This window comes from Gemmatimonas sp. (assembly GCF_041689975.1).
GTDB lineage: Bacteria > Gemmatimonadota > Gemmatimonadetes > Gemmatimonadales > Gemmatimonadaceae > Gemmatimonas.
The window spans coordinates 24467-43932 of record NZ_JBDNFF010000120.1 but is presented as its reverse complement, the minus strand read 5'-3'; the positions used below and the strand labels follow the sequence as shown (position 1 = coordinate 43932).

Sequence of the window (19466 nt, the reverse complement as noted above, 5' to 3'; positions counted from 1 at the left end):
CGTGAAACTGTTCGTGGCAGAGAACAAGGCGGACGTTCGCGTGATGCTGTGGCCGAGATGAGGGCTCCCGTGCGCCGACATCTCGTCCGCTGCCAGAAGCACCCGCAGATCATGCAGAACCTGTTCCACGAGCAGCACGTGTTGTATGCCGCATGACAGCACTATGCACTAATTAGCGGCCTGGTCAGTAAGCAGCAAGGACGACGATTCAGTGGGTTGTATCGAACGCGGGGGCGTCGTCGCGCGAAACATCATCCGTCTGTTGTTCGCGCGATCCGCGGGGAAGCAGCTTGGGCCACCGCAGCAGCGTGCCTCAGCTCAGGCCAAAATCTTCCCGCGCCTGACGCGCCGCCCGCTGTTGCGCGTCGTCACCACCGAGTGCGGCGCCACTGGAATTACCCGCCTTCGCCAGCGCCAAGGCGTCGTCCCGTCGCGCCAGCAGCGTCCAGAACTCGCCCGCATCGCGACCGGTCCCTTCATCGGCCGGGAGCAGCGCGTACATCGCCTTGTACATCATGGAAAAGGCAAAGAAGATCGCAATCATGTCGGGGAGTACGAGTACGAGCCGCGTGATCGCGTTCACGTTCGCGACCTGATCATTGAATGCCGGCGTATTGAAGGGGGCGACGACCATGCGGAAGTTGATCACATAGTTCACCGCGCCCGCGCCGAGATTCGTCACACCGATTAACAACCCGGCGCGCTTCATGACCGTCCGCACAGTCGGCTCGTCGAGCAGTCGATCCATCTGCTTCTCGCGCTCGGGCGTATCGGGCCCGAGCCCCTGCAGCGCAATCGAGCGCGTCACAGGAATGCCGATCAGCGCCGTCACGCCGAACACGAAGAACGACAGCAGATAGCTGGTGCTGTCCTTGAACGCGAACAGCGCGCCGTCCACGTACCAGAACGCCAGTGCCCCACGCATCACTGCCGACAAACCGACGAATGTGGTGATGAAGTTGAATCGGCGGGTGATCACGAACAGGTCGAGCATCACCCATACCACCGGTACGAACGCCGCCAGGAGGTACGCATTGAGCGTCCCGAGCGGAGCGGTGCCGTATTTCAGGATCACCACCGGAGCGACGGCACCGATCAGGATATCCAGGGCGAGCTTGAGCGTTTTCGGCATGAACGTGGAATCTCACCGCGGGCGGGGGTGGGCGGTACCGGCGGGGGGGGAACTGCGAACTCTTTGGGGGCGATAACTGCAAACTCCCCAAGAGAGAGGGGGGAGGGTTTCAGGGGGCACAAAGCAGGTGAACGGCGCGTTGTTGCTTCTCCCTGCTTCCTGAAGCCCTCCCCCTGCCCCCTAGGGAGTTTGCTGTTCAAAATCTCGCAATCAACGAGTCAAAGCCCGACCCAACCCCAACGCCCCATTCAACCACCGCACGAACGGCGTCATCGCCGCAAAATGCTTCGCCAGCGTCTGTGGCAGCGTAGCGCTCGTAACCTCGTCAGTCGTGACATCCGTCCACGCCGTGTACGACTGATACCGCAGCCAGGCGGCCGCCGGATGGTCGGCGGCGAATCCTCGTGGCAAGCGCGTCAGCATGCCGTCGGTATCCAGATCGCCAAAGCGACGCCGGAAGGCGCGTCCTTTCACGATCTCCTCGAATCCTTCGAGATCGTCGGTGAGCGATTGGCGAATCTTGTTCACCGCCGACCTCGGAGGCATCCAAATACCGCCGCCGCAGAACGATTTGCCGGGCTCGATGTGGAAGTAGAATCCCGCTCCACCGTGCACCGCTTCGGTGCCCACGCCTCGCCCCGCATCGCGATGAAAGAACCAGCAAGCCGCGTGCGTCTTGTACGGCGCCTTGTTCTTCGAAAAACGCACGTCGCGGTGAATACGAAACACCGACTTCTTCGGTGACCCCACGATCTCCGGTGCGATCGTGGCGAGATGCACGTCGACCTCTTCCACCAGCAGCGCCAGCGGCCGCTTGATTTCGTGTTCGTAGTCGGCGCGATGCTCCTCGAACCATTCCTTGCGATTGTGCTTCGCGATACCGCGCAGGAACGTGAACGCTTTTGGCGTGAACTGCGTGAAGTAGTCGCCGATCACTACACTCATGACATCCCCGCCGACATCGACGTTGCTATGGCGTCGATCGACGACGTCATGGCAGGAAAAAGAAAGCGCAGAAAGAGACCGGAGCGCTCACCCCACGCCCGCTCGTCATGCAGCGCGCCATCCGCCTCCATGTACAGCAGGTCGTGACCGGGTTGCCACCCCTTCCGCAACAACATACGATACAGCAACCGCGTTCCCTTCAGCATGCGCGCCTCACCCGTCCCCACGTCGAGCCAGATCTTGAGCTCCGGACGCATGCCGTTGTTGGCCACCAACTGACGCACGATCCAACGGTCGTCCCACCACACACTCGGCGACAACAATCCGATCTTCCCGAACACCGCCGAGTGCGTAAGCCCCAGATGCAGCGTGAGCAATCCGCCCAGCGAGCTGCCGGCCAGTCCCGTGTCGCGCGCGCCGCGACGCGTGCGCCAGTTGTGATCTACCCACGGCTTGAGCTCATAGACCAGCATCTGCCCGTAACGATCCGCCAGACCGCCCGCGTCATGGACGTTGTCGCGCGTGGGGGTATACTCGTCGATCCGATCGCGCCCCGCATTGCCGATCGCCACGATGATCATCGGCTCGATGACCTGCGCATGCATGAGCGCGCGTGCGGTAGTGTCGATGCCCCACTGCACACCGAACGGCGACATCGCGAGATCATCGAATACGTTCTGCCCGTCGTGCAGATACAGCACGGGGTAGCGACGGTCGCTGTTCAGCTCGTAGTCGGGCGGCAGACAGACGATGACATCGTGCGGATGCGGTAGGAACCGCGACCGGATCTCCGTGAAGTGCAACAAAGAACCCACCATGCGGGGGAGCGGCGGCGTGGGGTGTAACTCGTCGGAGAGACCGGCATGGACCACGGTGGCGAACGTGTGAGGGGCTGGGGAAGCCGTTTGGAGGCGAACGTGGGCGGGCTACCGGGAGTACCGGGGGCCTGGGGACCACTGTGTGGGCAAGCTAAGCTGGGAGGGGGGTGGCGCGCACTCCGTACCGCCCGCGTGGGCTACACTTGGTCGGTGACGGTTCCTGTCGTCACGAACTGGTCGAGATTCTTGAGGGCGCGCATGCCCATGTTGGTGCGCGTTTCGATCGTGGCGCTGCCGAGGTGCGGTATCAGCACGACATTCTCGAGCTCCTTGAGTTCGGCGGTGACGCTGGGCTCGAACTCGTACACATCGAGGCCGGCGCCGGCGATTTTCCGCTCCTTCAACACCGACGTGAGCGCACCTTCGTCGATCACATCTCCACGCGCGGTGTTCACGAGGTACGCGTGCTCGGGCATCAGCGCGAGCGTGCGGGCGTTCATCAGATGACGCGTTTCCGGCGTAGCGGGGCAATGCAGTGAGACCACATCGGCCCGTGCCAGTAACGCGTCCAGTGACTCGATACGTTCGGCGCCAGCGGGTCCGTCCGTGGCCGGATCATCAATGCGCGGATCACGCGGCGCATGATAGATGATCTTCATGTCGAATGCGGCCGCCGCCTGACGCGCCACCGCACGCCCGATGCGACCGTAGCCCACGATCCCCAACGTCTTCCCGCGCAACGTGCGCCCCAGCATGAACGTCGGACGCAGTCCGCCCCACGCGCCGCTGCGGACGTGGCGCTCGCCCTCACCCAAACGACGCATCGTCATCAGGATCAGCGCAATCGCAATATCCGCCGTGTCGTCGGTCACCACATCGGGGGTGTTGCTGATCGTGATGCCAGCCCGCTTCGCAGGCGCGACGTTGATGTGATTCACCCCCACACCCACGTTACACAGCATACGCGTGCGGATGCCCGGCGTGTTGAAGATCTCTTCGGTCCAACGGTCGGTCACCGTGGTCATCACGATGTCCGCCTGCTGCAGCACCTGCTTCAGTTGATCCGGCGCCAGCGCCACGTCGGTCTTGTTGAACAAGGCGTCGTAACGCGCCGCGATCTCCGCTTCCACGGCGGCCGGCATTTTCCGCGTGACCACCACGCGGATATCCTTCGAGTTTGTCGACAGCGCGCTCATGCCGACACGCGCCACTGCTGAAGCGCGGCACCCACGCCGCTGCCGAGCGTGACCGGAATACCGGCATCACACAGTGCCATCTCCACGCCCGCCAACGCCCCGGCCAGCGTGAGGCGGTTGGTGTCACCGAGGTGACCGATGCGGAACACCTTGCCGGCCAGTTCGTTCAATCCCGAACCCAGCGACATGTCGTAACGCGTGAACGCGATCTCGATCACGCGGCGCGCATCATGACCCTCGGGCACCATCACCGCCGTCAGCGAGTTCGACGCAATCTCGGGGCGCTTCGCGCACTGACGTAGTCCCCACGCATTGACCGCCGCCCGCACCCCGTTGGCCAGGAGGCGGTGACGTGCAGCCACGGCATCCATGCCTTCCTCGAGCAGCATTGTGAGCGCTTCGTCGAGACCGAACAACAACGACAGCGCCGGCGTGCTCGGGAAGTACCCTTGGGCGTTGTTCGCGCGCATCGCGCGCAAATCGAAGTACGCACGCGGCATGGTGCATGAATCGACACGCGCCAGCGCCTTCTCGCTCAGGTAGAGAATACCGAGTCCCGCCGGAAGCATGAAGCCCTTCTGCGTGCCGGTGATCGCACAGTCCACTCCCCACGCGTCGAACTGGAACTCGAGACTGGCAATCGAACTCACGCCGTCGACCAACAGCAACGCGGGATGCTTCGCGCGATCGATCGCCGCGCGCACCGCTGCGACGTCGCTCGTGACGCCGGTAGCCGTTTCATTGTGCACCAGCAGCACACCTTGGATCTCGTGCGCCGTATCAGCGGCCAGCGCCGCTTCGATGCGCGCCGGATCGGCCACGTCACCCCACGGCTCCTCGATCACGTCCACCTGATAGCCCAACGCGCGGGCCGTCTGGATGAACAGGTGCGAGAACTGTCCGAACCGCACCGCCAGCAGTCGCCCACCCGGATTCACCGTGTTCACCAGCGCTGCTTCCCACATCGCCGTACCGGTGGCAGGGAAAACGAACGGCTCGCCCTTCGTCTGCTGCACAACCTGTGGCAGTCGCGACAGGATCGATCGCGTCAGCGCCGGGAATGCAGACGAGCGATGATCTTCCATCGCTCGGTGCATGACGCGGAGCAGTCGGTCGGGAACCGGTGTGGGTCCCGGGATCTGAAGAAAGTGGCGTCCGGCCATCGATTATGTTGGAGAAGGAAGCGTGGTCGCGACGGCCGGGGCGGCCGGTTCTTCGTCGGAATCATCTTCGTGTTCGTCGTCCTGCGTGTCCGCGTGGTCATCGTCTTCGGCATCGTCCTGCGCGTCTGCGGTGGCGTCGCTGTCCGGCTCAATCGACTGATCCGGATCGAGCACACGCAGCAACCGCCGGCAGAGTCGCGCCAACCGCGCCCGCTGTTCGCCGCTCAGTTCGCGCATGATCGCCACGATCGCATCACCGCGTGCCGGGGTGGTGCTCGCCAGCACCTCGCGCCCGATGTCAGTGAGATACACCGAGATGAAACGCCGGTCGGTCGCGTGCCGCTCCCGACGCACCCAACCACGCGCTTCGAGCGCGTCGATGATCGCGGTCATCTGCGCTTTGCTGCGTCCCAGCGCCTCGGCCAGCTCCTGCTGATGCACGGGACCGCGCGACTGCAGCGTTTCCAGCACACCGAACTGCGACGCCGAAAGCCCGAACGGATGCACTGCTTGCTCGACCTGCGCGGCCGCCATCGAGGCGGCGCGCTGCAATGTCGAGTAGGCATCGAGGGCGCGGCGGCGCTTCCTATCTCCTTTACTCATGCGGGCGTTGGTGGTCGGAGGACGGGTACAGCGGGAGAAGGAAAACGCGCGCTAGTTGCGGTTCACACCGGCGTGTCGCATCGCCATGCGCTCGGCAAGCACAGTCGCGATCGCCATGATCGTCTCCTGTGGGTTCACACCGAGCGATGTGGGAAGCAACGACCCATCGGAAATGTACAGCCCGCGCACGCCGTGCCGCTCGCCTTCCGGCGTCGCGCCCGACGTCGCGGGATCGGTCCCCATGCGACAGGTGCCGTTCACATGGGCCGAGAAGAGCCCGATACGATTCGGACCGACCGACCCCTCCTCCAACCGGCCCACATCGGCCGCCGAACGCACGACGATCGGCCTGGAATGCATAGTACCGACTTCACGGGCGCCCGCCGCAAAATGCACCTGTGCCGTGGCCGACAGTGACGCGCGCACCCGGCGCCGGTCTTCTGCGGTCAGCGCATACGCGATCGACGTCTCGCCGCGACGGTTGACCCGCACGCGTCCACTCGACCGCGTACGCTCGGCCCCGTCGCGGGTAAGGCCGATCAGGACGCCGAGCTGATTGAACGACGACATCAATGCATGGTGCGATTGGCCGAACCCCGGCATTGCCGCCGCGGTGAACGACGGGTGCATCGGCGGCGTTTCGATCCAGAAGCCGAAGTCGGTGCCGCGCCAACGCAGATGCTCGTCGCACATGGTGGTGAGCGGAATGCCGGTGCTGGTCACGATCTCGCGGTCGTAGCGCCCCCAGACGGCCGTCGTGGGGTGCAGGCGCAACCACTGACCGACCCCGCCGCCACCCAGTCCCGAGCGCAGCAGCAGCGCCGGAGTACCGATCGCGCCGCCGGCCACGACCACGATCGGGGCGTCGATGGTAAGAGAGCGTGCCGGACGTCCGGAATACGGATCGCACACCGTGGCATGCACACGCTTGAGCGGCGGCGTGCCCGCACCCGTGTCCCGCTCTCGCACCTCGATACGAACGACGAGCGTGTCGGCGTGCAGCGTCGCACCCGCGGCAAGTGCGCGCGGCACGAACGTCACCAATGTGGATTGTTTGGCATCATGCCGACAGCCCACGCCACAAAAGCCGCACCGCACGCAGTTGGTGGCGTTGATCTGCGCCGTGGACACCTTCCATCCCAAAGTACGCGCGCCGTCCAGCAGAAGGCGATTGTTGGCCGAATGCGCGTCCTCCGGGACCGCGCTAGCGTGTACCTCGCGCTCCACCCGCTCGAACACGGGGCCCATTTCCCGCGGCGTCATGCCATACACGCCCGACTCCGACGCCCATTGATCGAGCACGAAGTCCGGCGTGCGCAGCATGATCATCCAATTCACCGTGGTCGATCCACCGACCGTGTTGCCCTGCACCAGCGCCACCGACGCATCATCGGTCGTCCGCAGCGCGCCATCGGCATACAGCTGCTCGGTGAGCTCGGCCTCCCGTTCGTCGAAATCGGCGCGCGTACGATAGGCACCTGATTCCAGCACCACCACGTCGAAGCCGGCCTCGGCCAGTCGGGCGGCGGTCACGGCACCGCCGGCGCCGGTGCCAATCACCACCACGTCTGCGGTGCGATGCACGTCGGCACGCATGGCCACGGCGGGAATCACCCCGCGGGGCAGCGGGGCCGGCGCAATATGCACGGGCAGCTCCACGTGACCGCGCGCCACCGGCTCGTCGGCGCGACTGACACCGGACATCGGACCTTCCCATGACACCCGCGGCGAACGCAGATGCATCGGCCCCGCATAGCCGATCGCCTGGGTGACCTCCGAACGCGCGTAGTGCACGGCCATGAGCAGTCGACGCACGGAATGCGACGCCGAACGCAGCGGGGCAAACGTCGAATTGAGCCAGCCGTCGAAGCAGCGCGTCTGATCGGCGGCGCTCAGGGCGGCGAAACGCGTGGGCTTGCCGATAGCCAGGAGCGCGGACGTGCGGCCCGCAAGCACATCGAGGGCCAACCCCAACTGGGCGCGACGATGCGCGGGAAGCAGTTCCAGTCGCGCATCACATCGGGCAACGAACTCGTCGGCAGACTCGGTGCTTGGCGGCGCCCCGCGTAGCACGCACGGCGCAAGCGCCGCCAGCGACGTACGCTGCGCGCGAGACAAGTGCGGCAGCACGACGCGAGGCGGCGTACGGAGTTCTGGGCTGACAGGAGTCGCGACGGTCATGCGATGAAGGCAGGTGGTTCGTTCACTCCCGAACGGTATCGACTATCGCGGGATCACGCCACTAGCGCGAGGGTATCGCGCGACGACCGCCGTGCATCATCGGTCTGCCCACCAACTGAACGCGCTGTGGTGGGATCGCAAGTCAGCCGCCTCGCGTCCAGATCAGGACAACGCCACATTGGGAGTTCTCCCGCGAGCTACCGAACTGCGGCGGGAGGCGCGCCGCACCTGCGTACACCTCGATGCCGTGCACGTCCATAGGCGGTATCTGATCAAGATTGAAGTCTAGGGGCAAGAGCACACCGTCGAGCATCACGCGCATCTGACACGGCATCATCTGCCCTCCTCGCATCAGCGAGCCGCGTCGCGACACGGGCTTCTTGATTCCAAGTGAGTCCATGACACGCACCCCCGGGAGGCGAGCGAGCAGCACAGAGACACCAATCGGTCGAACGCGCTCGATCTCGCTACGGTCGACGACACCATTCGGTTCCCCGAGCATACGGCGGCGCTCATATCCCTGCAGTCGAGACGGCACCGGGCGATCGCCGAGCACCGACACCGTCGAGAGTTCGACCCGCTGATCCCTGAGCACGAAGTCCACCACATTCGCTCCGCGCTCCAATACCATTCGCGCGCTCCGCGGCTGGGCGCCAACAGCACGCACGTCCACCTCGACGACACCCGCTCGCAGGTCTAGGAGGAGCACCACACCCGCGGAGTCGAAGCGGGCCTCTCGTAGTCCACCGGCGTGTCGCACGCGAACGGACGCGGTGGCTACGAGCGCCGCCGACTGGGACGTTAGCCTGACGGCTAGCGATGCCGACTCCTGACGCCGACTGGCAGTATTGCGCGGCGAGTCCGCTTCCGCTCGCGGTACGATCAAGAGCTCCGTTGTTAACGCAACCATTGTCAGTTGCCGGAGCACTGCCGTGATAACGATCACTGAACCTCCGAGCTTTGGGGCCGTCTCTTTCTACAAGCTTGTTAAGAAGAAGGGATGCGTCAACGGTTTCGATACTTAACCGGACTCGCGACATCGAGGACTCCATTGCCGTGCTTCCGACAACCTACGCCACTCTTCAACGAAAAGTGCTTCCCATGCTGGTCCGGCTGCTAGGCGACCGAGATGCGGCTGAAGACGTCTTTCATGAAGGCCTGCTTCGCTCGCTCGCGCTGGTCGACGGCGAACGTGCCGCCGGCAGCCCTGAGGCCTGGTTGTTCACGGTTTGCCGTCGATGTGGACTCGATGCGCTTAGGCGAGTACGGCGCGAGCAGCAGGCGATCGCCGCCCTGACGATCGCTGCCGAGGTACTCGATGAGGATGCGGACGGAGTCGACGACTGCGGCCGTGGAGTATCGATCGCAGAGGAGATTCGTCGGTGCCAATCGCTAACGCTGCGGCAACGACTGATCGCAGAAACCGCTTGGCTCCAACGCGCCCCGCACGCCCAAATAGCGTTGTCGTTGGGAATCACCAGAGGAACGGTCAAATCGACGCTAGCGGAGGTGAAACGACGTTTGCGCCAGAGCAATTACTCGCGCCGAACAGAACTCGCATTGAGCAAACAACTCTAGCATGTAGCAACCCACAACACGAGGATATTTCAACATGAACATCACGCAACGGATACGCCTCCTAGCTGCCACAGGCCTGATTGCCACCTCCCGCGCAACCGCAGCAGCTCCAGTGCCGGAACGGATTTGTGGACCAATCTGCGTCGACTCATGCGTCATTGCACAGAATGAATGCGAGGACATGGGCTGCGAGGTTCGCTCATGCGAGCCCGCACCTGCTGGGTATTGCCCTTTCAATCTGCTACTCGCCAACTGTGGTGCGTAGCCGCCTATCCACGAGGGCTTCCGCGTGAAACGTCTGGTTGATGTCTGCGTACTTCTCGTTGTTGCCGCGGCCATTGTGCTACGCTTTCAGCCTCGCTCGTCTCTCCCGCCAAGCGGCTCGCTCGCCGCACTGACAGCGGAACGCGATACGGCGTGGGCAGATCTAAGGCGTGCCGCCGTGCCAGTCGGCGGACGAGGTGGACTGGTCAGTATCGTAGTGTTTAACGATTTAGAGTGTCCCTTCTGTGCGATACTGCACGCACACCTTCGAGAAGAAGTACAAAGGAACCCGATCACACTATCCGTTGAACACGTACACTTCCCGATCGCCGGACACCGATTTGCGATCCCTGCCGCGATCGCGCTCGAGTGCACGCGTACACATGGGGTATACGGGCAAATGCTGGATACGCTCTTCTCCAGACAGGCGCGATACGGGCTCGAGTCATTTACCTCGTTAGCGCGATCTGTAGGCGTCCGTGACACTGCAGCGTTCTCCCACTGCACCGATACCCTAAAAATCGAAACGTCACGAATCGAGCGCAACAGGCTTCTTGGTCTTCGACTCAGAGTCAGAGCAACGCCGACGATTTACATTGATGGGTGGCGGCTGAGCAGACCGCCGAGCCAGGAGGAACTTGCGAAAGCAATACAGCGAGTCTCTCGCGGGCAGGCTCCAACTGGATAGAGACACGCGGCTTAGGCGGCGGCGTGCTACGTGCCGATGACTCCGCAACGTGCGTCGACCCTCGGCTCAACCAGGTGCACACCAGCGCGACGTCGCGCCGAGGGTAGAAGGCGAATCGCGATGCTGCTCGGCGCATCGCGATTCGCCTCGCGCTGACTGCGATTATGCAGGACGTCGCGGTGTTCAATGCGGGCACGCTCGGGCAGATCGGCGGCGCTCGCGTCCGTGCACTGCCGTCAGTCACAACGGAGCGTGCACAGGTCGACTGTGTCGTGCAGACGCCAATCTGTTCCCGTGCTCGCCGATCGTTGGATGGTGGTGCTGTCGATCACGTCGAGTCTTCTACTCCCGAGGGTGGGGGCACGGCGCGGACCTGCTCAGCCACTCGGCCCACGATCTACTCCAGCCACCACCCCAAGATCTGCATGCCCTTGAACAGCATCACGGCCGACATCGATCCCATCTCGGCCGCCTTCGCTTGGGCCGCTGTCTCGCGCAGCCCGCTCCCGTTCACCGCATGCGGCAACAACAGGCGAAAGAGCTCGCCATGCGGGTTCCTGTACCGCGCCTTTCGAAACGCTTGGTGCTCACGCGCGGCGAATTTACACCCGTTAGGCAGCGACCCCGCAATGATCAACCATCAATCCGTCTGCGCAAAAGTCATGCAACGGAGCGCAGCGAAAACGCCCTCCGAAGCACACGCAATGGTTGCCGCATATGGGGTTACCCACGTGAGGCCACCGCAATCGTGTCAAACCCGCTCTGAAGAGAGAGAAACCTTTAGGCTCTGTTCCGTAGCTGCGTTGGTATCGTGGCACGGCGGTCGCGAATTCGCCCGGCTCCGCTACTCTTTCTGGTATGCTTGGCACCCAGAAGGCTCGAGAGCGGCGGTTCCACCACGGGTACGTCTGCCCGCGGTGTCAGAGTGCGCGCGTCCAGCGCTGGGGCCGTGAACGAACGGGCATCCAGCGCTACCGCTGCCTCCCCTGCGCCCGGACGTTTAACGACCTGACGCGGACGGCCATGGCCGGGACGCACATGCCGCAGAAGTGGCGCGCGTTCGCCGACACGATGCGCGACGGGCTGTCGACTCGGCGCGCCGCCGCACGGGTCGACATGAACCACAAGACGGCCTGGCGGTGGCGGCACAAGGTGATGGCCTTCCTGACGCCGACGGAGGCCCCGCCGCTGGGCGGCATCGTCGAGGCGGACGAGACCTACTTCCGCCGCAACTTCAAGGGCTCGAAGCCCGTGGGCCGCCGACCCCGCCGGCGTGGGACCAAGAACGGATCGAAGCGAGGCCTGGGCAAGGACAAGGTCCCCGTGGTGGTGGCCCGTGCCCGCGTGGGGGACACGCGGGCCGTCGTGCTGCCCGGCACGTCGAACGCTACGGCCCTGACCGCGGTGTTTCGCCCCATGCTGACCCGCGACGTCACGCTGTGCACGGACGGCTCCTCGGCGATGCGGCTGGCGGCGCAGGCGGTCGGCGTGAAGCACGTCGCCCTCGTGACGGCCCGCAACCAGCGCAAGCGGGGCATCTACCACGTCCAGACCGTCAACAGCTACCAGGGCCGCTTGAAGGCGTGGATCGCCCGGTTCCGTGGCGTGGCGACCAAGTACCTCGACCGCTACCTGTCGTGGCACATCATCGACGAGCGAGTCCAGCGGCTGACCGCGGCGAAGGCGCGGGCCGTCCTCGTGGGAAACACGGCTGAGCTCAACCCCGTGCAATGCTGCGCCAACTGCGGGGCCATGATCAGCCCAGCGTAGCCGCCGCGCCGAGATCAGGCGATCACGGGCTTACCACGAAAGTCTGCTGCATGCCGAGATGTGCGTGATCGACAATCGCTCCGTCGGCACCACGTCCCTGCGGAACGAGGCACAACACGACGTACAGTCCGGGTTCCAATCGCACGCGTCGAACGATGCTGGCGCCCGGAAGCATCGCGTCCACCTTGAGCGCAATCGGCGCTGGTGCCAAGAGCTCAGATGCTCCCTGACGCTTCCATGCCTCGACTGACGCGAGGCTACTTGAGTCACGCAGGCGCAACATCAGGACATGATGCAGCGCGCGGCCTGCATTTCGTACGGTCCACTCTTCGGTTCGGGCCGTCAGACTGCTGGCATCGGTAGGCAGCCCATCGAACGCATAGTTGACGAGTGCAATTTGGCGGCTTGAGTCAGGCGCGGGAGACGGTCGCACGAGCGCCGGGGGGTGGAGGGATAGAGCCACAAGTGCAAGCGATGCGAGGGGCATGGAACTGACTCCGGCAGAGGAGTGAACAGCCAAGAGTTCGCGAGCGCGGCGAGCTTGGATGCAGACGCGCCGACGCGCGAACCGCAGGATCTGAAGCGTAAAGCCAACGCAATTACGGAACAGAGCCAACCTTTATCACATGGTCTCGAGCGCTTACCACGGCGTACTGTCGAACACTGTCGGTTCCGCGAACTCAAACCAATTTGCCACTACGAGCGCATCGCGAACAACTGCCGCGTGTCGTCGTGCGTCAACACCCAGATCGAATAGCCGCCGAAGAGCGTGCCCCACGGCCACCGGAACAGGCGTAACGCCGAAACGAACAGAATCACGTAGCGCGCCCACTGCTGGTGATTGAGCAGCGCAAAACCGGCGAGCAATCCGAAAACACTGATGGCGCCGATCACGATGGCGATCAGCGCACTGGTCACTGTGCCCACGACCAGGACGATGGGATTGAGCGTGGCCAGCGAACTGAAGATGCCGCCCAGCAGCACACCCGCCGCGGCCAGGATGCCGATCGCGCTGTAGATCAGGTTGACGATGCCGACGATTTTGATGTGAGTGCGCACAGGACCGCTCCGGAGAAGGTGGTATATCGCTGCGTACGAAGCCCGGCCTGTTGAGGATTCAGCGGCGAGCGCGCCACATGGCCGTGACCATGCGCCGGGCACCGCCGCCGGCGATGCTGACCATCGCGACACCACCCAAAATGACCGTCATGGCAGCGACCGCGCGCGCCGGAACCCGCTCACCAGCCAGCAGCACTCCCAACATCACAGCGACTGCCGGATTCACGTAGGCATACGTCCCCACCGCCGCCGGGCTCGCCACCTTTAGCAGCCACATATAGGTGCTGAATCCGATCAGCGATCCGAACACGATCAGATAGAGTAGCGAGGCCGCCGACCTCGCGGTGACGTGCAGCTCCGGCGTCCACTCGCCAAGCGCGAGCGACAACGTGAGCAGCAGGGATCCACCCACCAGCATCTGCATGGCGATCGCCAGCGCGGGCGAGGCAGACTGACGGGCGGTGCGCGAATAGAGCGAGCCGATGGTCCAGGAGAGGGAGCCGCACGCGAGCACGACGGCGCCGACGGGGTCGACGGTGGCCGTGGCGGCGCCGGTGGGCATGACCAGCAGGGCGACGCCGGCGAGGCCGATGAGGACCCCCAGCACTTTGAGGAGGTCCGGGCGCTTGCCTTGCCAGAGTTCACAGAGCACGAGCCAGAGAGGCACCGTGGCCACGAGGACCGACGTCAGTCCCGACGGGACGCGCTGGCTGGCCCAGGAGACAGCGCCGTTGCCGACGAAGAGCAACAGCGTGCCGATGACGGCTGAAGCTTTCCACTGACTTGCAGTCGGCTTTTCCGCGCCATGAGCGCGGCACCATACGTACAATATAGAGCCAGCAAACAGAAATCGAACCGCTCCCATGCCGAACGGAGGGATCGATTCCACACCCCAGTGGATCGCCAGGTACGTCGATCCCCAGACGATGTAGACCACCAGAAAGCCGGCAACCAACTGCCATTGGGTGGCCGAAGCCATGGTTCCGGCAGCGAGGGAGGCAGCCGCGGAACCGGCGTCGGTGCTGGAGGTTGGGCGTTTCGTAGCGGTCATCGCATCAGGTCGGGCGCCGCAGGGCACGCAGCGCTGCATCACCCGCCGCCGCCCCGCCAACGAGAAGATAGAAATAGAATGTGTAGAACCGCCACCAGAGCAGCGTGGCCGCAAAGATACCGGCCGGGATCGCCGAACTGAGTGTGGCCGCAAAGGCGCCTTCGATAAAACCGCCGCCGCCCGGTGCCGGCACCACCACCCCCCCGTAAAAGAGCGCCAACGGCCAGAGCACCAAGGGTGCCAGCGCGTCCATTGTGAGCGGGAACGACGGATCGCCCATGAACACCAGGATCGGCAACGTGGCCACTTTGAACATCACGTGCAGCACCGAGCCCGCGAAGGCCAGCAGCATCAGCCCGGGATCGGCGCGGCGCAGCGACTGCACCGATCCCCGCAGCGCGCGCAACGTGCGCTGCACCACGCGCCACCGCGCGGCATGCAACCCCACGCGACGCGCCCACCTTGGCGGCGGCCCGTTGGCGTTCCGTTTCGAGAGCACCCATCCAGCCGCGCCGACCCCGAGCACGAAGCTGCTATAGCCGCCCACCAAACTGAGGAGCCCCGTTGCAGAGGCGCCACGCCCGGCGAACAGCACGGCCAACACGCTGCACACCAGCACCAGCGACCACATCTCGAGAAACAGTTCGAGAAAGAGGATAAGCACCCGCGCGGCGGCGCCGGTTCCACTTTCGGCCAACACCAGAAAGCGCGACGGCTCTGCCCCCGAGCGCGCCGGCGTGATGGCGGCGGCGAAGTCGCCGGCCAGACAGACCCGCACGGCGGTCCCGAAACGCAGCGGAATCCCACACGCCCGCGCCGACGCCTGGATCTTGAGCGCCCGCGTGACGATCTCGGCCGTTACGGTGGCCAGCGCCGCCACGTGCACCGGCCAGCCCAGCCAAGGCATGCCCCCCGCCGGCCAATGCGAGGCCACCACCCATGCCGACACCCCCAGCATGGCGGCGAACGACAAGGCCGTGAACAGCCATCGAACAGCAGACATCGCGGAAAGATAGTTCGCGCGGTATCGTAGACCCACGTCGCAGACCACCACCCGTCGCGCGACGTTCTCCACCCACCAGCACCACGCGAGGTTTGCATGTCCGACAGCGTTTCCCGTCGTCAATGGCTGATCAAGACCGGTATCGGTGTCGGGGCCAGCGTGGCACTCCCGGGACTCTTGCCCGCTCTCGAAGCCTCTCGCGCACTCGGAGGCGCGTCGTACGGCGAGGTGCTGAAGCAGCTCGAGCGCGACATCACCACGCAGCGTCGCGCCGCCGGCCCGATTCGCCTCTGCTACAACGAGAATCCGTTCGGCATGTCCCCCAAGGCCAAAGACGCGATCATGAACGCGTGGGGCGAGCATCCGCACTACGATCCGCCCGTCATGAAGGAGCTCACGGGGGCGTATGCGAAACACGAGGGGGTGAAGCCCGAGCAGGTGCTGGTCACGCAAGGTTCGAGCGAAGTACTGTCACTCGCCGCGCTGACCACGGAGATGCAAGGCGGTGAGATGGTGCTGCCGTGGCCTACCTTCGAGCAACTGCCGGACTACGCCGCGTCGATGGGTGTAACCGTGCACAAGGTGCCGCTCAACGCCGACCTGCATCACGACTTCGCCGCCATGACCGCGAAGATCGGCGCCGACACGAAACTGGTGTTCGTGTGCAACCCGAATAATCCCACCGCGGTGCTCGACCATCAGGCCACGATGCGCGACTTCGTGATCAGCACCGCGAAGAAATGCCTCGTGGTGGTCGACGAGGCGTATCACGACTTCGTGGACGATCCGAGCTATCGGTCAATGACGGATCTGGTGACGGCCGGCCACAACATCATCGTGTCACGCACAGCCTCCAAGATTCACGCCCTCGCCGGTCTCCGCATCGGCTTCGCGATCGCGCATCCGGACGTCATCAAGAAGATGGCGGTATTCGCGACGGGCAGCCCGAACACGTTCGGCATGCGCGCAGCTCTGGCGTCGGTGCAGGACACGGAGTACCAGGAGTTCGTGAAGGCCAGGAACCGGGAAAGCCGCGCCCTGCTCACCGCCGCGCTCACCAAAGCCGGCCGTCGCGTCGCGCCGTCGCAAACGAACTTCGTATTCTTCCACGCTGGTCGCCCGGTCGAACAGCTGCAGAAGCACTTCCTCGCCAGCGGCTTCCGGGTAGGACGGGCGTTTCAGCCGTACGGCGATTGGTGCCGCATCAGCATCGGAACTCCGGAAGAAATGAAGCAATTTGTGCAGTTGATTCCCGGGGCGTTGGCGTAAACTCGGCGGCGCGTGTTGGGCTGTTGGCTTGGGGTGCTGGGCAATGAGTTCTGGGTAGTGGGTGCCAGCGCATTTCTGATCGCTCGCATCCGACGTCTCTTGAACCCAAAACCCATTACTCACAACCCAGAACCCCAAGCCCACAGCCCAAAACCGCAGTACTCTCACCCCCTCACGTCCCTCGCGGTTTCGCTCGCCGAGTCGCGACTGCAGTAAGCGGATCGTCAGGCCAGGGATGCCGTGGATAACGCCCGCGTAGCTCCTTCCTCACCTCGAAGTACGAGCTGCGCCAGAATCCGGCGAGGTCGCGTGTAACCTGCACCGGCCGCTGCGCCGGCGACAAAAGCTGCAGGGTGAGGGATACGCGGCCATCCATCACCATCGGCGTGCTCGTCCAGCCGAACACCTCCTGCAGCTTCACCGCCAGAACCGGCGCCATTGCGTCGCTGTAGTCCAGCGCGATCCGCGACCCACTCGGCACCTCGATATGTGTCGGTGCCAAGCGCTCCAACGCCGAGCGCTGCGCCCACGGCATCAACGAGTGCAGCGCCTCGTGCCAGTCGACCGATGCCAGTTGCGCCCACGTACGAACACCGTCCAGATACGGACCCGCCCACGCTTCGAGTGAGACCGACAACGCCGTGACCGATACATCCAGCCAGCTCTCGTCGTGCGCGTGCACGAACGCCATCCGCTCGCGCAACCGCGTGGCGGCTTGGGAAAAGGGCAACGCCTCGATACCGCAACGCTGCAGCTGTGCACGGATGGCTTCCAGCATCGTGTGCAGCACGACCGCTGCATCGGCGTCCGACCACACCACGTCGTCGATGACGATCGCGCCCAGCATCGTGCGCTTCCGCGCGCGTACGGACTTGGTGCGCTCGTCCCACTCCACCAGTCGGACGCGCACGAACTGTTCGCCAAAATCTTCGCGCAGTTCCTCCAGCGTGATCGGCGCCGCACGCACGATCCGCGCTTCAGGCGACGTGCCTTCGAGATCGGCGATCGCCAGATACGGCGCGTCGTGCAGCGCATCATGCTTCGCCAGCACCGCACCGCTCCCGTTGCGCAGCACATAGCGCGGCGCGCCGCCACTGCGTCGCTGTGCCACGCGATCGGGATACGCCAACGCCAGCAGCGAACCCGTGTCGGCATCGTCCCATGAGGCATCGTCCCGCGAGGTGCGCGACGGGGCGGAACCCTGACCATCCGCCGCAGTGCGACGTGCGAGGTCGTCGGCCGTCTGTCGCACACGACGCACGCCATCGCGATCGACCGCCACGCCCACCGCCCCCTGCGCTCCGTCGCGGCGCAGCAGCTCCGTGCGCAGTCGCATGTCCGATTGCGGCGGCAAGCCGTCGTAGCGCACGATATCGCGTTCTTCCAGTAGTGCGGCGATCGCGGCTCCCAGTGGCAAAGCGTTGCGTTCGACCGCCGTGAGTGCGAGATGCGCCAATCGCGGCTGTAACGGGAGTGCCGCCATGCGACGACCGTGCGACGTAATACGACCGGTCGCATCGAGCGCCCCGAGCTGCGCCAACAGGGAGCGCGCCTGCGCGAACGGGCCCGCGCGCGGCACATCCAACCAACGCAGCGTGGTCGGATCGCTGACCCCTGCGTCAGCGAGTTCGAGTGCCAACGATGACAAATCAGCGTCTACGATCTCAGGACGCGTGCTAGGCAGCAGCGTGTGATCCTCATGCTGATCCCACAACCGATAGCTCACACCGGGTGCCGTTCGACCGGCGCGCCCACGACGCTGATCGGCCGACGCGCGGCTCACACGCACCGTATACAGTTGGGTCAGCCCAGCCGATGCATCGTAGCGCGGAACGCGCGATAGTCCGCAATCCACCACCACGCGCACACCGGCCACCGTCAGGCTCGTCTCGGCTACACTCGTGCTCAGCACCACCTTCCGCGTGCCCGGGCGCGCCAGCGCCAGTGCGGCATCCTGTTCAGCCAGTGGCATGCTGCCATGTAACGTGTGCACGCGCACGCCGCTCATGACGTCGCCGGTGAGACGTTCCGCCACACGACGCTGTTCGCCCGCACCCGGCAAGAATACCAACACATCGCCTTCCGTGGCCTCGAGCGCTTCGCGAATCACGCGTGCCGTGGTGACCTCTACTCGCTCGTCGCGGCGCGGTGCGCGATAGTGCGTCTCGATCGGAAACATCCGACCCTCACTTCGTAGCACAGGCGCCGGCCCGCCCTCGTCGGCCAACAACGCCGACACCGCCACACCATCCAGCGTCGCCGACATCACCAGGACACGCAACTCCTCGCGCAGATGCCGCTGCGTTTCGAGCACCAACGCCAGCCCCAGGTCGGCGTGCAGGGACCGCTCGTGATACTCGTCGAAGATTACCATCCCGACATCCTCGAGTGCCGCATCGCTGCTCAGCATGCGCGCCAGCACGCCCTCGGTGACCACTTCAATGCGCGTGCGCTTGGAAATGCGCGTCTCGCCGCGTACGCGATAGCCCACCGTCTGACCGACATCTTCGCCGAGGATCGACGCCATGTACGACGCCGCGGCGCGTGCCGCGAGCCGCCGTGGCTCCAGCATCACCAGCTTCGCGCCCGCCAGCCATGGCTCGTGCACCAAGGCAAGCGGCACGCGCGTGGTCTTACCGGCGCCCGGGGGCGCTTCGAGCACCGCGACCGTGCGCGTGGCCAGCGCCGCGCGCAACGACGGGATGATCTCGTCGATGGGAAGAGTGGTGGTGTCTGGCACAGCGAC

The 19466-nt window shown here is 64.7% G+C and carries 18 protein-coding genes and 1 pseudogene; 5 read left to right on the top strand and 14 right to left on the bottom strand.

Annotation, left to right across the window (positions count from 1 at the left end; translation table 11 throughout):
* Positions 1–313: 313 nt before the first annotated feature.
* From ACESNG_RS08385 to ACESNG_RS08350, 8 genes are all read right to left on the bottom strand, one after another.
* Positions 314–1132, bottom strand: a complete 819-nt coding sequence (locus ACESNG_RS08385) for a VC0807 family protein (protein WP_373058798.1) — start codon at positions 1130–1132, stop codon at positions 314–316.
* A 210-nt stretch (positions 1133–1342) separates the two neighbouring features.
* Positions 1343–2077, bottom strand: a complete 735-nt coding sequence (locus tag ACESNG_RS08380) for a DUF2461 domain-containing protein (protein ID WP_373058800.1) — start codon at positions 2075–2077, stop codon at positions 1343–1345.
* Positions 2074–2949: an alpha/beta hydrolase gene (locus ACESNG_RS08375; protein ID WP_373058802.1), complete on the bottom strand. Its 876-nt coding sequence runs from the start codon at positions 2947–2949 to the stop codon at positions 2074–2076. Before ACESNG_RS08375 ends, ACESNG_RS08380 begins: the two co-directional genes overlap by 4 nt.
* A 143-nt stretch (positions 2950–3092) precedes the next feature.
* Positions 3093–4091, bottom strand: a complete 999-nt coding sequence (locus ACESNG_RS08370; protein WP_373068535.1) for a 2-hydroxyacid dehydrogenase — start codon at positions 4089–4091, stop codon at positions 3093–3095.
* The gene (locus tag ACESNG_RS08365) at positions 4088–5254 is read right to left on the bottom strand and encodes an alanine--glyoxylate aminotransferase family protein (RefSeq protein WP_373068533.1); all 1167 of its coding nucleotides are present in this window, start codon (positions 5252–5254) and stop codon (positions 4088–4090) included. The genes ACESNG_RS08370 and ACESNG_RS08365 overlap by 4 nt, the downstream gene beginning before the upstream one ends.
* Before the next feature lie 3 nt (positions 5255–5257).
* Positions 5258–5857, bottom strand: coding sequence for a MarR family winged helix-turn-helix transcriptional regulator (locus tag ACESNG_RS08360; protein WP_373058809.1), 600 nt, complete (start codon positions 5855–5857; stop codon positions 5258–5260).
* Between the two features lie 51 nt (positions 5858–5908).
* Positions 5909–8038, bottom strand: coding sequence for a GMC family oxidoreductase N-terminal domain-containing protein (locus ACESNG_RS08355; protein ID WP_373058811.1), 2130 nt, complete (start codon positions 8036–8038; stop codon positions 5909–5911).
* Between the two features lie 142 nt (positions 8039–8180).
* On the bottom strand, positions 8181–8798 hold the full coding sequence (locus ACESNG_RS08350) for a TonB-dependent receptor plug domain-containing protein (protein WP_373058813.1): 618 nt from the start codon (positions 8796–8798) through the stop codon (positions 8181–8183).
* Positions 8799–9139: 341 nt separating this feature from the next.
* Here ACESNG_RS08350 and ACESNG_RS08345 point away from each other — a divergent pair, with 341 nt between their 5' ends.
* Both ACESNG_RS08345 and ACESNG_RS08340 read left to right on the top strand, forming a co-directional pair.
* Positions 9140–9616, top strand: coding sequence for an RNA polymerase sigma factor (locus ACESNG_RS08345; RefSeq protein WP_373058887.1), 477 nt, complete (start codon positions 9140–9142; stop codon positions 9614–9616).
* Between the two features lie 289 nt (positions 9617–9905).
* A complete protein-coding gene (locus tag ACESNG_RS08340) occupies positions 9906–10568 on the top strand; it encodes a DsbA family protein (protein ID WP_373068531.1) in 663 nt (220 codons plus the stop codon).
* 397 nt (positions 10569–10965) lie between these two features.
* Here the strand turns inward: ACESNG_RS08340 and ACESNG_RS08335 are convergent, their stop codons facing one another.
* The gene (locus ACESNG_RS08335) at positions 10966–11097 is read right to left on the bottom strand and encodes a hypothetical protein (protein WP_373058815.1); all 132 of its coding nucleotides are present in this window, start codon (positions 11095–11097) and stop codon (positions 10966–10968) included.
* 329 nt (positions 11098–11426) lie between these two features.
* Between ACESNG_RS08335 and ACESNG_RS08330 the strand changes: the two are divergent.
* Together ACESNG_RS08330 and ACESNG_RS08325 are read left to right on the top strand one after the other, a co-directional pair.
* Positions 11427–11546: pseudogene (locus ACESNG_RS08330) on the top strand (hypothetical protein); the annotation flags it as partial.
* A gap of 45 nt (positions 11547–11591) precedes the next feature.
* Entirely contained in the window at positions 11592–12338 is a 747-nt protein-coding gene (locus ACESNG_RS08325; RefSeq protein ID WP_373068539.1) for an IS1595 family transposase, read from the top strand.
* A 22-nt stretch (positions 12339–12360) separates the two neighbouring features.
* On the opposite strand, the gene ACESNG_RS08320 is transcribed toward ACESNG_RS08325, so the two are convergent.
* The 4 genes from ACESNG_RS08320 to ACESNG_RS08305 form a co-directional block, all read right to left on the bottom strand.
* Positions 12361–12621, bottom strand: a complete 261-nt coding sequence (locus tag ACESNG_RS08320) for a hypothetical protein (protein ID WP_373068529.1) — start codon at positions 12619–12621, stop codon at positions 12361–12363.
* Between the two features lie 413 nt (positions 12622–13034).
* Positions 13035–13397 carry a hypothetical protein gene (locus tag ACESNG_RS08315; protein WP_373058819.1) on the bottom strand — a complete coding sequence of 121 codons (363 nt, stop codon included), beginning with the start codon at positions 13395–13397 and terminating at the stop codon, positions 13035–13037.
* Positions 13398–13455: 58 nt separating this feature from the next.
* Positions 13456–14448 carry a drug/metabolite exporter YedA gene (gene yedA, locus ACESNG_RS08310; protein ID WP_373068527.1) on the bottom strand — a complete coding sequence of 331 codons (993 nt, stop codon included), beginning with the start codon at positions 14446–14448 and terminating at the stop codon, positions 13456–13458.
* 4 nt (positions 14449–14452) lie between these two features.
* The gene (locus ACESNG_RS08305; RefSeq protein WP_373058823.1) at positions 14453–15451 is read right to left on the bottom strand and encodes a YbhN family protein; all 999 of its coding nucleotides are present in this window, start codon (positions 15449–15451) and stop codon (positions 14453–14455) included.
* Positions 15452–15547: 96 nt separating this feature from the next.
* Here ACESNG_RS08305 and ACESNG_RS08300 point away from each other — a divergent pair, with 96 nt between their 5' ends.
* Complete coding sequence (locus ACESNG_RS08300) at positions 15548–16720, top strand: histidinol-phosphate transaminase (RefSeq protein ID WP_373058825.1); 1173 nt, start codon at positions 15548–15550, stop codon at positions 16718–16720.
* A gap of 172 nt (positions 16721–16892) precedes the next feature.
* On the opposite strand, the gene hrpB is transcribed toward ACESNG_RS08300, so the two are convergent.
* The gene (hrpB, locus tag ACESNG_RS08295) at positions 16893–19460 is read right to left on the bottom strand and encodes an ATP-dependent helicase HrpB (protein ID WP_373068525.1); all 2568 of its coding nucleotides are present in this window, start codon (positions 19458–19460) and stop codon (positions 16893–16895) included.
* Positions 19461–19466 lie beyond the last annotated feature (6 nt).

Coding starts and splice junctions, on each gene's coding strand:
- ACESNG_RS08360 (WP_373058809.1), bottom strand. CDS start 5,857: ATGAGTAAAGGAGATAGGAAGCGCCGCCGCGCCCTCGATGCCTACTCG.
- ACESNG_RS08345 (WP_373058887.1), top strand. CDS start 9,140: ATGCTGGTCCGGCTGCTAGGCGACCGAGATGCGGCTGAAGACGTCTTT.
- ACESNG_RS08370 (WP_373068535.1), bottom strand. CDS start 4,091: ATGAGCGCGCTGTCGACAAACTCGAAGGATATCCGCGTGGTGGTCACG.
- ACESNG_RS08355 (WP_373058811.1), bottom strand. CDS start 8,038: ATGACCGTCGCGACTCCTGTCAGCCCAGAACTCCGTACGCCGCCTCGC.
- ACESNG_RS08300 (WP_373058825.1), top strand. CDS start 15,548: ATGTCCGACAGCGTTTCCCGTCGTCAATGGCTGATCAAGACCGGTATC.
- ACESNG_RS08320 (WP_373068529.1), bottom strand. CDS start 12,621: ATGTTGCGCCTGCGTGACTCAAGTAGCCTCGCGTCAGTCGAGGCATGG.
- ACESNG_RS08365 (WP_373068533.1), bottom strand. CDS start 5,254: ATGGCCGGACGCCACTTTCTTCAGATCCCGGGACCCACACCGGTTCCC.
- yedA (WP_373068527.1), bottom strand. CDS start 14,448: ATGACCGCTACGAAACGCCCAACCTCCAGCACCGACGCCGGTTCCGCG.
- ACESNG_RS08305 (WP_373058823.1), bottom strand. CDS start 15,451: ATGTCTGCTGTTCGATGGCTGTTCACGGCCTTGTCGTTCGCCGCCATG.
- ACESNG_RS08325 (WP_373068539.1), top strand. CDS start 11,592: ATGGCCGGGACGCACATGCCGCAGAAGTGGCGCGCGTTCGCCGACACG.
- ACESNG_RS08385 (WP_373058798.1), bottom strand. CDS start 1,132: ATGCCGAAAACGCTCAAGCTCGCCCTGGATATCCTGATCGGTGCCGTC.
- ACESNG_RS08380 (WP_373058800.1), bottom strand. CDS start 2,077: ATGAGTGTAGTGATCGGCGACTACTTCACGCAGTTCACGCCAAAAGCG.